Raw genomic sequence first — 14,032 nt, 5'->3', positions numbered from 1 at the left:
GGCAACAAAAAATGACAAAGGCAGATTAATCGTTGTTTTTGGCAATTAAACGTTCCGGCAGAACAAAACTGAAACGCGTACCTTTGCCCACCGTACTGTCAATATTCAGGCGGCTTTCGTGGTGATTCACCGCATGTTTAACAATTGCTAACCCCAGTCCACTACCACCGGTTTGTCGGGAACGCGCTTTATCAACACGATAAAAACGCTCGGTCAGCCGTGGAATATGCTCCGGTGCGATACCCGGCCCATTATCTTCAACACTAAACTCGGCACCGTGCGGCACTCGCTGCCAGCGCACCGTGATATGTGTACCTTCTGGCGTATGATTCACCGCGTTATAGACCAGATTCGAAATCGCACTGCGTAGCTGATCTTCATTGCCAGACACTTTTAGGTCATTATCTATTTCAAAGGTAAATGTCTGTTTGTGCTGACTCAGAGTCTGGGCTTCACGCTCAACGACACGCAGCATCATAGGTACATCAACCTTTTCATTGAGTAACTGTGTTGGCGCAGCTTCAATTTTCGACAGCGTCAGCAACTGCTTCACCAGTCCTTCCATTCTCTGGGTTTGCTCGCGCATTGTGTGCAACGCTTTTTCACGTACCGCACCTTCCAGCGGCTGCTCATGCATCATTTCCAGGTAACCCTGCAACACAGTCAATGGCGTGCGTAACTCATGGCTCACGTTGGCAAAAAAGTTGCGCCGAGCCCCTTCCAGTTGATGCATTTGCGTGACATCACGCGCCACCATTAACAGTTGTTTATGCGTATAAGGCATGACGCGAATTTCCAGATGCCGCCCGGTGTTGAGCACCAGATTGAGCGGGCGAGAAAAATCACGCGTTTTCAGATATTGCGTAAATTCCGGATAACGCAGCAGGTTAAGGATGTTCTGCCCGTTATCTTCCGGCCAGCGCAGGCCAAGAGTTTGTTGCGCCAGCCCGTTACACCAGAAGATCCCGCCCTCTTCCGTGGTCAGCACCACCGCATCGGGCAGCGACTCCGCGCCGCTACGAAAGCGTTTGATGAGATTGCCCAGTTCGCGGCGGCGTTTTTTATTACGCAACTGCATCTGGTGTAAGCCATACAGCAGCGGTTCCCAGCTTCCACGCCCGGGTGGCGGCGTCATACTGCGATCCACCCACAGCCACCATGAGAGGCGTAATAAATTCCAGAAATGCCAGATAAGCAGTCCCGTTACCGATGCCAATAAAAACCAGGGCAGATAACCCAAAAAAGCACCCAGGATGAAGGCCGGGAGGCAGCAAAGTAGCAGCTCCAGCACCAGCCTTTTCCACGACAGCCGTTCCAGCACGTAAGATACTCCAGTTATGAACAAACAAGCCTTGCTCTGCGTCCGACGAGCAAGGCGTTAAAAGCGGGTTGAAAAACGATATCCTGTACCGCGCACGGTCTGTACCATGCGGTCATGCCCGCCAGGTTCCAGTGCTTTACGCAGGCGACGAATGTGGACATCAACCGTACGGTCTTCTACATAAACATTGGTTCCCCAGACGTGGTTTAATAGCTGTTCGCGACTGTACACACGCTCGGGGTGAGTCATAAAAAAGTGCAGCAGCTTAAATTCAGTCGGTCCCATCTCCAGCGGTTCTTCGCCCGCCATCACCCGATGAGACGTCGGGTCCAGACTTAGCCCCAGCATCTCGATCACCTCTTCCACCGCCATCGGTGAAATACGGCGCATCACCGCTTTAATACGTGCCACCAGTTCCTTCGGTGAAAACGGCTTGGTGATATAATCATCCGCGCCGGTTTCAAGACCGCGCACACGATCTTCTTCCTCCCCTCTGGCGGTCAACATCACCACCGGTATATCCCGGGTCATCGACTCACGCTTCAGATGTTTGATGAACTGGATACCGGAGCCGCCGGGTAACATCCAGTCGAGGAGAATTAAATCCGGCCAGGGTTCATTCAGTTGGTTCACAGCACTGTCATAATCTTCCGCTTCGACCGGCTGAAAGCCATTTTGCTCGAGCACGAAGCAGACCATTTCGCGAATTGGAGCTTCATCCTCTACGACCAGAATACGTCTCGCCATGATTTGCCCTGTTGTAATAAATAGATTGCGATCATCAATGCGACGTCATTATGCGTCAGATTTATGACAGATTTATGAAAAGAACGTCGCACTCCCCTTCAGGTTATTGATTTCCGTGGCGCAGAAAAAAGCAAATAAGACACCTGATTGGGTATAATCGCGCCTATGCTTTTTCGCCAGGGAATTGTTATGCGCATCCTTCACACCTCAGACTGGCATCTCGGCCAGAACTTCTACAGTAAAAGCCGCGAAGCTGAACACCAGGCCTTTCTTGACTGGCTGCTGGAGACAGCGCAAACCCATCAGGTGGATGCAATTATTGTTGCCGGTGATGTTTTCGATACCGGCTCACCGCCCAGCTACGCCCGCACGTTATATAACCGTTTTGTTGTCAATTTACAGCAAACAGGCTGTCATCTGGTGGTACTGGCAGGAAACCATGACTCAGTAGCCACGCTGAATGAATCGCGCGATATCATGGCGTTTCTCAATACCACCGTGGTCGCCAGCGCCGGACATGCGCCGCAAATATTGCCTCGTCGCGACGGAACGCCTGGCGCGGTACTGTGCCCTATCCCTTTTTTACGCCCGCGTGACATTATTACCAGCCAGGCGGGACTTAACGGTATTGAAAAACAGCAGCATTTGCTGGCAACAATCACCGATTATTACCAACAACATTATGCAGATGCCTGCAAATTGCGCAGCGATCAACCTCTGCCCATCATCGCAACGGGGCATTTAACGACCGTTGGCGCGAGTAAAAGTGACGCCGTGCGTGACATTTATATTGGCACGCTGGACGCGTTTCCGGCACAAAACTTTCCGCCGGCCGACTACATCGCGCTCGGGCATATTCACCGCGCGCAGATCATTGGCGGCATGGAACATGTCCGCTATTGCGGCTCTCCCATCCCACTGAGTTTTGATGAATGCGGCAAGAGTAAATATGTCCATCTGGTGACATTTTCAAATGGCAAATTAGAGAGCGTGGAAAACCTGAGCGTACCGGTAACGCAACCGATGGCAGTGCTGAAAGGCGATTTGGCATCGATTACCGCGCAACTTGAACAATGGCGTAATGTGCCACAGGAGCCGCCTGTCTGGCTGGATATTGAAATCACTACCGATGAGTATCTGCATGATATTCAGCGCAAAATCCAGGCATTAACCGAATCACTGCCTGTCGAAGTATTACTGGTGCGTCGCAGTCGGGAGCAGCGCGAGCGTGTGTTAGCCAGCCAACAGCGTGAAACACTCAGCGAACTTAGCGTCGAAGACGTTTTTAATCGTCGTCTGGCACTGGAAGAACTGGATGAATCGCAGCATCAACGCCTGCAACATCTTTTCGCCATGACGTTGCAGACCCTCGCCGGAGAACACGAAGCATGAAAATTCTCAGCCTGCGCCTGAAAAACCTGAACTCATTAAAAGGCGAATGGAAGATTGATTTCACCCGCGAACCGTTCGCCAGCAACGGTCTGTTTGCCATTACCGGCCCAACCGGCGCGGGTAAAACCACGCTGCTCGATGCCATTTGTCTGGCGCTGTATCACGAAACGCCGCGCCTCTCCAACGTTTCGCAATCGCAAAATGACCTGATGACCCGCGATACTGCCGAATGTCTGGCGGAAGTGGAGTTTGAAGTGAAAGGCGAGGCCTACCGCGCATTCTGGAGCCAGAACCGGGCGCGTAACCAGCCGGACGGTAATTTGCAGGTGCCACGCGTAGAGCTGGCGCGCTGCACAGACGGTAAAATCCTCGCTGATAAAGTGAAAGATAAGCTGGAAATGACGGCGACGTTAACCGGGCTGGATTACGGACGTTTCACCCGTTCGATGCTGCTTTCGCAGGGGCAATTTGCTGCCTTCCTCAATGCTAAACCGAAAGAACGCGCAGAATTGCTGGAGGAGTTAACCGGCACCGAAATTTACGGGCAAATCTCCGCGATGGTCTTTGAACAGCACAAATCGGCCCGCACTGAGCTGGAGAAACTGCAAGCGCAGGCCAGCGGCGTCGCGTTATTAGCGCCTGAACAGGTGCAATCATTAACAGAAAGTTTGCAGGTACTCACTGACGAAGAAAAGCTGTTACTCGCCGCACAGCAGCAAGAGCAACAATCGCTTAACTGGTTAACACGTCTGGATGAATTACAGCAGGAGGCCAGCCGTCGTCAGCAGGCTCTGCAACTGGCGTTGACCGAAGAAGAAAAAGCGCAACCTCAACTGGCGGCGCTTAGTCTGGCACAACCCGCACGAAATCTCCGCCCGCACTGGGAACGTATTGCAGAACACTCTACGGCGCTGGCGCATACTCGCCAACAGATTGAAGAAGTAAATACTCGCTTACAGAGCACAATGGTGTTTCGCGCGAGCATTCGTCACCAGGCGGCGAAGCAGTCGGCTGAATTACAGCACCATCAACAAACCCTGAATGCGTGGTTACAGGAACACGACCGCTTCCGTCTGTGGAACAACGAGCTGGCGGGTTGGCGTGCGCAGTTCTCCCAACAGGCCAGTGAACGCGGGCATCTGCGACAGTGGCAACAGCAATTAACCCATGCCCGGCAAAAACTTAATGCCCTTCCGGCTATCTCTTTAGCTTTAACCGGCGATGAAGTTGCTGTCGCACAAGCGCAACATGCTGAACAACGCCCGCTACGTCAGCGCCTGATTGCACTGCATGGGCAAATTGCTCCCCAGCAAAAACGGCTGGCGCAGTTACAAGCCACTATCCAGAGCGTCACGCAGGAACAGACGCAACGTAACGCCGCACTGACCGAAATGCGCCAGCGTTATAAGGAAAAAACGCAACAGCTTGCCGACGTCAAAACCATTTGCGAGCAGGAAGAGCGCATCAAAACGCTGGAAGCACAGCGCGCACAGTTACAAGCAGGTCAACCTTGTCCACTTTGCGGTTCCACCAGCCACCCGGCGGTAGAGGCGTATCAGGCACTGGAACCTGGCGTTAATCAGGCCCGATTACTGACGCTGGAAAACGAAGTGAAAAAGCTCGGTGAAGAAGGCGCGGCATTACGTGGACAACTGGACGCATTAACCAGGCAGCTTCAGCGGGATGAAAACGAAGCACAAAGCCTCCGGCAAGATGAGCAAGCACTTACTCAGGAATGGCAGACACTCACTGCCAGCCTCAGTATCACCTTGCAGCCGCAGGACGATATTCAACCGTGGCTTACCGCCCAGGAAGAGCATGAAAAGCAACTGCAATTACTCAATCAGCGTCAAGAATTGCAGGCGCAAATTGCCGCGCATAATCAGCAAATTATCCAGTATCAACAGCAAATTGAACAACGCCATCAGCAACTCTCTACGGCATTAGCGGATTACGCGCTGGCATTGCCGAAGGAAGATGAAGAAGAGAGCTGGTTATTGGCACGTCAGCAAGAAGCGCAGATCTGGCAACAGCGCCAGAACGAATTAAGCGGGCTGCAAAACCGCATCCAGCAACTGACGCCGATTCTGGAAACGCTGCCGCAAAGTGATGAACTTCCGCACAGCGAAGAAACGGTGACGCTGGAAAACTGGCGGCAAATTCACGAGCAATGCCTCGCGTTACAAAGCCAGCAACAGACGTTGCAGCAACAGGAAGTTCTGGCGGCGCAAAGTCTGCAAAATGTCCAGGCACAGTTTGACGCTGCCCTACAGGCCAGCATTTTTGCCGATCAGCAAGCGTTTCTTGCGGCACTGATGGATGAACAAACACTAGCGCAACTGGAACAGCTCAAGCAGAATCTGGAAAACCAGCGCCGTCAGGCGCAAACGCTGGCAGCTCAGGCGGCAGAAGCTCTGGCACAGCATCAGCAACACCAGCCTGACGGGTTGGATCTCACTTTGACAGCGGAACAGATTCAGCAAGAGTTAGCACAAACTAACCAAAAACTGCGTGAAAATACCACCCATCAGGGCGAGATTCGCCAGCAACTGAAACAGGATGCAGACAACCGTCAGCAACAACAAACCTTAATGCAGCAAATTACTCAAACGACACAGCAGGTTGAGGACTGGGGTTATCTTAATTCGCTGATTGGCTCCAAAGAGGGTGACAAATTCCGTAAATTCGCCCAGGGGCTGACGCTGGATAATCTGGTCCATCTCGCTAATCAGCAACTGACCCGTCTGCACGGGCGCTATCTGTTACAGCGCAAAGCCAGCGAGGCGCTGGAAGTCGAGGTTGTCGATACCTGGCAGGCCGACGCGGTGCGCGATACCCGCACCCTTTCCGGCGGCGAAAGTTTCCTCGTCAGTCTGGCGCTGGCGCTGGCGCTTTCGGATCTGGTCAGCCATAAAACGCGTATTGACTCACTTTTCCTTGATGAAGGTTTCGGCACGCTGGATAGCGAAACGCTGGATACCGCCCTTGATGCACTGGATGCCCTGAACGCCAGCGGTAAAACTATCGGCGTAATTAGCCACGTTGAAGAGATGAAAGAGCGTATTCCTGTGCAAATCAAAGTGAAGAAGATCAACGGTCTGGGCTACAGCAAACTGGACAGCGCGTTTGCAGTGAAATAACTATTCAGCAGGATAATGAATACAGAGGGGCGAATTATCTCTTGGCCTGATTGGTCGTTATCCTGCAAGCTATCACTTTATTGGCTACGGTGATTCGTAGCCGTCCTGTTGGTTGTGATGGTGGTATGAATAAAGTTATTTTATCTTTGGCTCTCGGCACGTTTGGTCTGGGGATGGCCGAATTTGGCATTATGGGCGTGCTCACGGAGCTGGCGCATAATGTGGGGATTTCTATTCCTGCCGCCGGGCATATGATTTCGTATTATGCGCTGGGCGTGGTGGTCGGCGCGCCGATAATCGCCCTCTTCTCCAACCGCTACTCGCTCAAACATATCTTGTTGTTTCTGGTGACATTGTGCGTCATTGGCAACGCCATGTTTACGTTATCTTCGTCTTACCTGATGCTCGCCATTGGCCGACTGGTTTCCGGCTTTCCGCATGGCGCATTTTTTGGTGTCGGAGCGATTGTATTATCGAAAATTATCAAACCCGGTAAAGTCACCGCCGCCGTGGCGGGTATGGTTTCCGGGATGACGGTCGCCAATCTGCTGGGTATTCCGCTGGGAACGTATTTAAGCCAGGAATTTAGCTGGCGTTACACCTTTTTATTAATCTCTGTTTTTAATATTGCAGTGATGGCATCGGTCTATTTTTGGGTGCCAGATATTCGCGACGAGGCGAAAGGAAACCTGCGCGAACAGTTTCATTTTTTGCGAAGCCCCGCGCCGTGGCTAATTTTTGCCGCCACCATGTTTGGTAACGCGGGGGTATTCGCCTGGTTCAGTTACGTAAAACCTTACATGATGTTTGTTTCCGGTTTTTCGGAAACGGCGATGACCTTCATTATGATGCTGGTCGGGCTGGGGATGGTACTGGGGAATGTGCTAAGTGGCCGGATTTCAGGACGTTACTCTCCGCTGCGCATTGCGGCAGTGACTGACTTCATTATTGTGCTTGCATTGCTGATGCTCTTTTTCTTCGGCGGTATGAAAACAACGTCGCTGGTTTTTGCTTTTATTTGTTGTGCGGGATTATTTGCCCTCTCTGCACCGCTGCAAATTCTGCTACTGCAAAATGCCAAAGGTGGAGAGTTATTAGGTGCTGCAGGTGGGCAAATAGCGTTTAACCTCGGTAGCGCAGTTGGCGCATATTGCGGTGGTATGATGCTGACGCTGGGGCTGGCATATAATTACGTGGCGCTGCCCGCCGCCTTGCTTTCGTTTGCTGCGATGTCGTCGTTGCTGCTGTATGGTCGCTATAAGCGCCAGCAAGCGGCGGATAATCCGGTGCTGGCGAAACCATTGGGGTAGGTCGCGGTCACGGTGAACGTTGCTTGTTGCCGGATGCGGCGTACAGATATGCTCATTTTGTAGGCCTGATAAGACGCGGCAAGCGTCACATCAGGCATCGGAGTACGATGTCGGATGCGGCGCGAGCGCCTTATCAGACCTGAGCATCAGGCATGATGCACCAATGGCCTAACTGTTTTTACTCTTGCGGCCATAACCACGCGGCACCGCGTACGCCGCTCGAATCACCATGCTTCGCCTTACGTACCGGCGTTTCACATTCTCCACCGAAGACAAATTGTTTAATCAACGGCGGAACCGTTTGATATAAACGGTCAACATTGCTCATTCCACCGCCCAGCACAATCACATCCGGATCGAGAATATTCACCACATGTGCCAGCGATTTTGCCAGTCGTAGCTCGTAACGACGCAATGCCAGCTCTGCAACGGGCTCTTTCTCTTCAACAAGACGAACAATTTCGCGGCCTTTCAGCGCATTTCCACTTAAACGATGATAATCCGTGGCAAATCCAGTGCCAGAAATAAAGGTTTCAATACAACCTTGTTTACCGCAATAACAAGGGACTTCCTCGCGATAACGCAGTTCATCTTCGTCCATCCACGGTAGCGGATTATGTCCCCACTCGCCTGCCGTGCCATTGCCGCCGATATGCGCCCGACCATTGAAGGCTACCCCCGCGCCGCACCCCGTGCCGATAATCACGGCAAAGACCGTTTGCGCTCCTGATGCCGCACCATCTACCGCTTCTGAAACCGCCAGGCAGTTGGCGTCATTGGCCAGACGGACTTCCCGCTGCAGTCGCGCACTTAAGTCTTTATCGAATGGCTGACCGTTAAGCCAGGTTGAATTGGCATTTTTCACCACGCCGGTGTAGGGCGAAATCGAGCCTGGAATGCCCATGCCTACCGTTCCGCGCTGCCCTGTCGCCTGCTCCGCCATCTCTACCAACGTGGCGATCGTTTCAATGGTCTGCTGGTAATCATCGCGCGGCGTGGGCAGACGATGACGGTACAACTGCTCCCCGGCCTCGCCCAGTGCAATCACTTCAGTTTTAGTGCCGCCTAAATCGATACCTATACGCACAGAACTCTCCTTATTTTTTTCAATATCAATAGCGTAGAGACGGACACCCGGATTGACAATGCAAGGCCGCCGACAATTCGTTATTATGCCCGCTAAATTTAACGACAAGGCCGTGGAAATTATCATGCTGTGGTTCAAAAATTTAATGGTTTACCGTCTTAGCCGCGAAATTTCGCTGCGTGCGGAAGAGATGGAAAAACAGCTAGCCTCGATGGCATTTACCCCATGCGGCAGCCAGGACATGGCGAAGATGGGCTGGGTTCCTCCGATGGGATCGCACAGCGATGCATTAACGCACGTTGCCAATGGTCAAATTGTTATCTGTGCGCGTAAAGAAGAAAAAATTCTCCCGTCTCCGGTCATTAAACAGGCGCTGGAAGCGAAAATCGCCAAACTGGAAGCGGAACAGGCGCGTAAGCTGAAGAAGACCGAAAAAGATTCCCTGAAAGATGAGGTGCTACACTCTCTGCTGCCGCGCGCATTCAGCCGCTTTAGCCAAACTATGATGTGGATCGACACGGTTAATGGTTTGATCATGGTGGACTGCGCCAGCGCCAAAAAAGCGGAAGATACGCTGGCGCTGCTGCGTAAAAGTCTGGGGTCGTTACCGGTTGTGCCGTTGAGCATGGAAAACCCGATTGAACTGACGTTGACCGAATGGGTACGCTCCGGTAGCGCGGCACAGGGATTCCAGTTGCTTGATGAAGCCGAGCTGAAATCGCTGCTGGAAGATGGCGGCGTGATCCGTGCGAAAAAACAGGATCTGACCTGCGAAGAGATCACCAATCATATTGAAGCCGGAAAAGTGGTGACTAAACTGGCGCTCGACTGGCAGCAGCGCGTTCAGTTTGTGATGTGTGACGATGGTTCGCTTAAGCGCCTGAAGTTCTGCGACGAACTGCGAGATCAAAACGAAGACATCGACCGTGAAGATTACGCCCAGCGTTTTGATGCCGATTTCATCCTGATGACCGGCGAACTGGCAGCATTAATTCAAAACCTGATCGAAGGATTAGGTGGCGAAGCACAACGTTAATTGCTGATTTTTCTTCAACGCCAGATAAGAAGCCTGCGCGTCTTATCTGGCATGTGACGCCATACCAGGCATTAATATAATCATTCGCTACATCGAGCAATGATTTTTATAACATGGCAAACCGGAGCTTCCACTATTTTAATTGCGCATCAGGTAGCGGTAGCAATGAATTAGAGATTGAACGTCATGGCCAGCAATACAAGCACCTAACCCTTTGATTTAAATGTTAACGTTCAATAAAGCCAATTGATTTGAATATATCGAAAATATAAAAATCAGCAGCCTTTGAAATTTTTAATTATAAAAACAAATTACTTTTCAGAAAAATGCCCTCCCAATCAACGGGAAGGCGAGATATTACAGATAGCGGCACAAATAAGAGGTCGGTTCAGCAACTTGCAAATGGAATTCACTGTGGCCGGGAACATTGAATACGGAACCGGCTTCATACACTTGCCAGTCGGTCGCATCAGGCAGCAACACATTCAGCGCCCCGCTGATTACCGTCATCTCTTCAGGTTCAGCGGTGCTGAAGGTGTATTCGCCTTCAACCATGACACCAACGCTGGCGCGACCAGTGCTGCTGCTGGAAAAGCCGATCGATTTCACTTTGCCGGAAAAGTACTCGTTACTTTGAAGCATAAACTGGCCCTGTCTGGTAGTTAAACATCCACTTCACTATAGGGGTCAGAGGCGCTGACTGTCACGCAAAATTAAACCAGTAATTCTGCCACCAGCCTTGCAATCAATACGTTAGAGAGCAAAACAGGAACATCGAGCTGTTTTTGCAGTAAATCGCGGTGACGTTGGTTAAATCCCAAACAATCCAGCATGATGACATCTGCGCCGTTTTCCAGTAATTCTTTCCCGGCATCGATGATTTTCTGTTCAGAATCGTGAATGGGATTGCCCAGAGAAAGCAAGGGGGGTTTTTGCAGGATTTGCCATTTTTGCGCCTGAACGTGCAACAGTTCTTCTACCGGTACAATAACACCGACCTGATGACCTTCGACAATGGAGGAAACCAGCGGTGGTAATATACGTAACGGTTCGAGAAAAATTGTATTACGCGCCGTCATACAGCTAATGTTTGCCGTACTCATCAGCAAAATGACGTCGTACCCCTGATTATCAAGCACTTCAACCACGCTTTGCAGATCTCGCTCCACTTTACGACGCGAAATGTGGGCCAGTTGATTATCATTTAATAAAGTGAGAATCGTTTCTTCACCTGCTTCTGGCGCATACTCCGCCATCACTTCTTCGCGGCTTAACTTCCCCAGCAGGCTATGATGGGAAATGTTATTTTCGTCAATGTACTCAGTCAGGAGCGGCAAAACTTCCTGCATAGGTACAATGCCGATGGTCAGGATCGCCAACGACGCACTCATTGTTTTTCCACCTTACTTTTATTTCGTCGTTAATTACCGGGCAAATGCTAAGCACCACTGCTGACACTTACCTGTGCTACAAATGACAAAAAGCGTAGCAGCAGACGCATCCGGCATAATGTAAAGATTCCAAATGATTCCAGTAATGGATTGTTATTGTTTAATATTCTAATTATTAGGAAAACATGGATTGCGAAAAATGTGACGCAAGTCCGTTGTAGCGGCACTCAGAGTCCTTTCCGAGCAGTCTGATATGGTCACTCTTTGTCAGGATCCTCATAGCGTTTTTTCGCATCCATCGCTTCCAAAGCTGTCGGATGTTCGCTGATTAAAGAGTCAGGTTTGGGATGATCGGCTCTAAGCTGATACCAGGTTACGGTCTGCCCTGGTTTTCCTTTTTCAATCGTCACAACATATGCTTCACGAGGATAAGGTGGTTTCGTTGGCATCGTTCTTCCTTATTTCACAGGATGAACGTTAAGTATAGGCACTCGGGAATCAACAATTGATCGTCTGTGCCAGGGCGCAACGAATTTCAGAAATCACCTGGCTGGGTTCGTTGTTAGCGTTAATGATAATATGCGCAACTTCGCGATATAACACATCGCGTTCTTCCAGCACTTCCTGAACTTCTTCACTTAGCGGTTTTCCGGTTAAGGCTGGTCGCAAATCCTCTTCGGGTGCAGCTTGCAGGCGATTAACCAGTACCGCTACTGGCGCACACAAATAAACCACAATCCCGTTATTACGCATGTAGTGACGATTAAATTCCGTCAGAATAATGCCGCCACCCGTGGCAATAACAGTGGATGGCGCAGTCACCGCTTCCAGTGCTGCGGTTTCTCTGGCGCGAAATCCGCCCCACTCTTCCCTTTCGACGATCTCTGCGACCGTCATATTGAGTTGTGATTGCAGCCATTGATCGGTATCGACAAACCGATAGTTGAGCGAATCGGCAAGGGCCATTCCGACCGTTGTTTTACCACAGCCCCGAGGCCCGATCAGAAAAAGAGGTTGTGTCATCGTGGGTTTTCCCCAAAAGGCCGCAATGCGGCGAAAGCCGGTTTCGTGAGAATAGCGATCATACCATTAAACTAGTACAATTTCGATTGTAAAGAAATAATTCCACTTAAGGTAAAAATTTCAATCTACACCTTACTATACCAAGAAATTAGCGAGAAAGAAGTGTAAATAATAAATTACATTTATGCGCGACTACGTTGCACTTCCAGCCACCACTTTTCCAGCTCAGCGGCAAAGGCCTGGCGGTCACGTTGTGAAAGGCTATCTGGCCCCCCGGTTTGAATACCACTGGCGCGTAAGGTGTCCATAAAATCGCGCATTGTCAGGCGTTCGCGAATGGTCGCCGTCGTGTAACGTTCGCCACGTGGATTAAGTGCCGCAGCCCCCTTCTCGATGACTTCAGAAGCCAAAGGAATATCAGCAGTGATCACCAGATCGCCCGGCTCACACTGACGTACAATTTCATTATCGGCAACATCGAAGCCTGCCGCGACGCGTAGCGTGCGAATAAACCGCGATGGCGGCACGCGTAAACTCTGATTTGCCACCAGCACCAACGGCACCTGCATACGTTCTGCTGCGCGATACAGAATCTCTTTAATTACATTGGGACACGCATCGGCATCCACCCATATCGTCATAAGCCCCTCCTTTGTTGGGTCATCCTCTATTGTGTCGCGCTTTTGCCTTCCGGCATAGTTCTGTTTATGCTTCTGACCAGGCGCTTTCCAAAACAATGAATTTCACGGCAGGAGTGAGGCAATGGAAAAGAAAATCGGTTTTATTGGCTGCGGCAATATGGGAAAAGCCATTCTCGGCGGTCTGATTGCCAGTGGTCAGGTTCTTCCAGGGCAAATCTGGGTCTATACCCCCTCCCCGGATAAAGTCGCCGCTTTGCATGATCAGTTTGGCATCAACGCCGCAGAATCGGCGCAGGAAGTGGCACAAATCACCGACATCGTTTTTGCCGCTGTTAAACCTGGCATTATGATCAAAGTGCTTAGTGAAATCACTTCCAGCCTGAATAAAGACTCGCTGGTGGTTTCTATTGCTGCGGGCGTCACACTCGACCAACTTGCCCGGGCACTGGGCCATGACCGGAAAATTATCCGCGCCATGCCGAACACTCCCGCGCTGGTCAATGCCGGGATGACCTCCGTGACGCCAAACGCACTGGTCACGCCAGAGGATACCGCCGATGTGCTGAATATTTTCCGCTGTTTTGGCGAGGCGGAGGTGATTGCCGAACCGATGATCCACCCGGTGGTCGGCGTGAGCGGTTCTTCACCTGCCTATGTTTTTATGTTTATCGAAGCGATGGCCGACGCCGCCGTACTAGGTGGGATGCCACGCGCGCAGGCGTATAAATTTGCCGCCCAGGCGGTAATGGGATCTGCAAAAATGGTGCTGGAAACCGGAGAACATCCGGGCGTATTGAAAGATATGGTCTGCTCACCAGGAGGCACCACCATTGAAGCAGTACGCGTGCTGGAAGAGAAAGGTTTCCGTGCCGCAGTGATCGAAGCGATGACGAAGTGTATGGAAAAATCAGAAAAACTTAGCAAATCCTGATGAACCACTCCGG

At 51.1% G+C, this 14,032-nt stretch carries 13 protein-coding genes; 5 read left to right on the top strand and 8 right to left on the bottom strand.

Annotation, left to right across the window (positions count from 1 at the left end):
• Window positions 1-25: 25 nt before the first annotated feature.
• The gene (gene phoR, locus A1SC_RS01290; protein ID WP_000893630.1) at window positions 26-1,321 is read right to left on the bottom strand and encodes a phosphate regulon sensor histidine kinase PhoR; all 1,296 of its coding nucleotides are present in this window, start codon (window positions 1,319-1,321) and stop codon (window positions 26-28) included.
• 57 nt (window positions 1,322-1,378) lie between these two features.
• Complete coding sequence (phoB, locus tag A1SC_RS01295) at window positions 1,379-2,068, bottom strand: phosphate response regulator transcription factor PhoB (protein WP_000113928.1); 690 nt, start codon at window positions 2,066-2,068, stop codon at window positions 1,379-1,381.
• A gap of 189 nt (window positions 2,069-2,257) precedes the next feature.
• On the opposite strand from phoB, the gene sbcD reads away from it, so the two are divergent.
• The 3 genes from sbcD (at window position 2,258) to araJ (ending at window position 7,910) form a co-directional block, all read left to right on the top strand.
• Window positions 2,258-3,460 carry an exonuclease subunit SbcD gene (sbcD, locus tag A1SC_RS01300; protein WP_016262990.1) on the top strand — a complete coding sequence of 401 codons (1,203 nt, stop codon included), beginning with the start codon at window positions 2,258-2,260 and terminating at the stop codon, window positions 3,458-3,460.
• Complete coding sequence (gene sbcC, locus A1SC_RS01305) at window positions 3,457-6,600, top strand: exonuclease subunit SbcC (protein ID WP_016262989.1); 3,144 nt, start codon at window positions 3,457-3,459, stop codon at window positions 6,598-6,600. Before sbcD ends, sbcC begins: the two co-directional genes overlap by 4 nt.
• Window positions 6,601-6,725: 125 nt before the next feature.
• Window positions 6,726-7,910, top strand: a complete 1,185-nt coding sequence (gene araJ / locus A1SC_RS01310; protein WP_024214663.1) for an MFS transporter AraJ — start codon at window positions 6,726-6,728, stop codon at window positions 7,908-7,910.
• Window positions 7,911-8,088: 178 nt separating this feature from the next.
• Here araJ and mak read toward each other — a convergent pair whose 3' ends face one another.
• The gene (mak, locus tag A1SC_RS01315) at window positions 8,089-8,997 is read right to left on the bottom strand and encodes a fructokinase (protein WP_016262987.1); all 909 of its coding nucleotides are present in this window, start codon (window positions 8,995-8,997) and stop codon (window positions 8,089-8,091) included.
• A gap of 124 nt (window positions 8,998-9,121) precedes the next feature.
• Between mak and rdgC the strand changes: the two genes are divergently transcribed.
• Window positions 9,122-10,033: a recombination-associated protein RdgC gene (gene rdgC, locus A1SC_RS01320; protein WP_010379449.1), complete on the top strand. Its 912-nt coding sequence runs from the start codon at window positions 9,122-9,124 to the stop codon at window positions 10,031-10,033.
• A gap of 357 nt (window positions 10,034-10,390) precedes the next feature.
• On the opposite strand, the gene ppnP is transcribed toward rdgC, so the two are convergent.
• The 5 genes from ppnP to A1SC_RS01345 form a co-directional block, all read right to left on the bottom strand.
• The gene (gene ppnP / locus A1SC_RS01325) at window positions 10,391-10,675 is read right to left on the bottom strand and encodes a pyrimidine/purine nucleoside phosphorylase (RefSeq protein WP_000941942.1); all 285 of its coding nucleotides are present in this window, start codon (window positions 10,673-10,675) and stop codon (window positions 10,391-10,393) included.
• Window positions 10,676-10,746: 71 nt separating this feature from the next.
• On the bottom strand, window positions 10,747-11,424 hold the full coding sequence (locus A1SC_RS01330) for an AroM family protein (RefSeq protein ID WP_016262986.1): 678 nt from the start codon (window positions 11,422-11,424) through the stop codon (window positions 10,747-10,749).
• Between the two features lie 257 nt (window positions 11,425-11,681).
• The gene (gene yaiA / locus A1SC_RS01335; protein ID WP_001142443.1) at window positions 11,682-11,873 is read right to left on the bottom strand and encodes a protein YaiA; all 192 of its coding nucleotides are present in this window, start codon (window positions 11,871-11,873) and stop codon (window positions 11,682-11,684) included.
• A 49-nt stretch (window positions 11,874-11,922) separates the two neighbouring features.
• On the bottom strand, window positions 11,923-12,447 hold the full coding sequence (gene aroL, locus A1SC_RS01340) for a shikimate kinase AroL (RefSeq protein ID WP_000193402.1): 525 nt from the start codon (window positions 12,445-12,447) through the stop codon (window positions 11,923-11,925).
• 182 nt (window positions 12,448-12,629) lie between these two features.
• Window positions 12,630-13,088 carry a YaiI/YqxD family protein gene (locus tag A1SC_RS01345; protein ID WP_000158170.1) on the bottom strand — a complete coding sequence of 153 codons (459 nt, stop codon included), beginning with the start codon at window positions 13,086-13,088 and terminating at the stop codon, window positions 12,630-12,632.
• 121 nt (window positions 13,089-13,209) lie between these two features.
• Here A1SC_RS01345 and proC point away from each other — a divergent pair, with 121 nt between their 5' ends.
• On the top strand, window positions 13,210-14,019 hold the full coding sequence (gene proC / locus A1SC_RS01350; protein ID WP_000412183.1) for a pyrroline-5-carboxylate reductase: 810 nt from the start codon (window positions 13,210-13,212) through the stop codon (window positions 14,017-14,019).
• Window positions 14,020-14,032 lie beyond the last annotated feature (13 nt).

Origin of the sequence: Escherichia sp. KTE52 (assembly GCF_000408325.1) — a bacterium.
GTDB lineage: Bacteria > Pseudomonadota > Gammaproteobacteria > Enterobacterales > Enterobacteriaceae > Escherichia > Escherichia marmotae.
This window is presented reverse-complemented; position numbering and strand designations above follow the sequence as displayed.

What these genes read in the sequence shown, in the direction of transcription:
- phoB (WP_000113928.1), bottom strand. Translation starts at nt 2,068, where the DNA reads ATGGCGAGACGTATTCTGGTCGTAGAGGATGAAGCTCCAATTCGCGAA.
- sbcD (WP_016262990.1), top strand. Translation starts at nt 2,258, where the DNA reads ATGCGCATCCTTCACACCTCAGACTGGCATCTCGGCCAGAACTTCTAC.
- sbcC (WP_016262989.1), top strand. Translation starts at nt 3,457, where the DNA reads ATGAAAATTCTCAGCCTGCGCCTGAAAAACCTGAACTCATTAAAAGGC.
- araJ (WP_024214663.1), top strand. Translation starts at nt 6,726, where the DNA reads ATGAATAAAGTTATTTTATCTTTGGCTCTCGGCACGTTTGGTCTGGGG.
- rdgC (WP_010379449.1), top strand. Translation starts at nt 9,122, where the DNA reads ATGCTGTGGTTCAAAAATTTAATGGTTTACCGTCTTAGCCGCGAAATT.
- ppnP (WP_000941942.1), bottom strand. Translation starts at nt 10,675, where the DNA reads ATGCTTCAAAGTAACGAGTACTTTTCCGGCAAAGTGAAATCGATCGGC.
- A1SC_RS01330 (WP_016262986.1), bottom strand. Translation starts at nt 11,424, where the DNA reads ATGAGTGCGTCGTTGGCGATCCTGACCATCGGCATTGTACCTATGCAG.
- yaiA (WP_001142443.1), bottom strand. Translation starts at nt 11,873, where the DNA reads ATGCCAACGAAACCACCTTATCCTCGTGAAGCATATGTTGTGACGATT.
- aroL (WP_000193402.1), bottom strand. Translation starts at nt 12,447, where the DNA reads ATGACACAACCTCTTTTTCTGATCGGGCCTCGGGGCTGTGGTAAAACA.
- A1SC_RS01345 (WP_000158170.1), bottom strand. Translation starts at nt 13,088, where the DNA reads ATGACGATATGGGTGGATGCCGATGCGTGTCCCAATGTAATTAAAGAG.
- proC (WP_000412183.1), top strand. Translation starts at nt 13,210, where the DNA reads ATGGAAAAGAAAATCGGTTTTATTGGCTGCGGCAATATGGGAAAAGCC.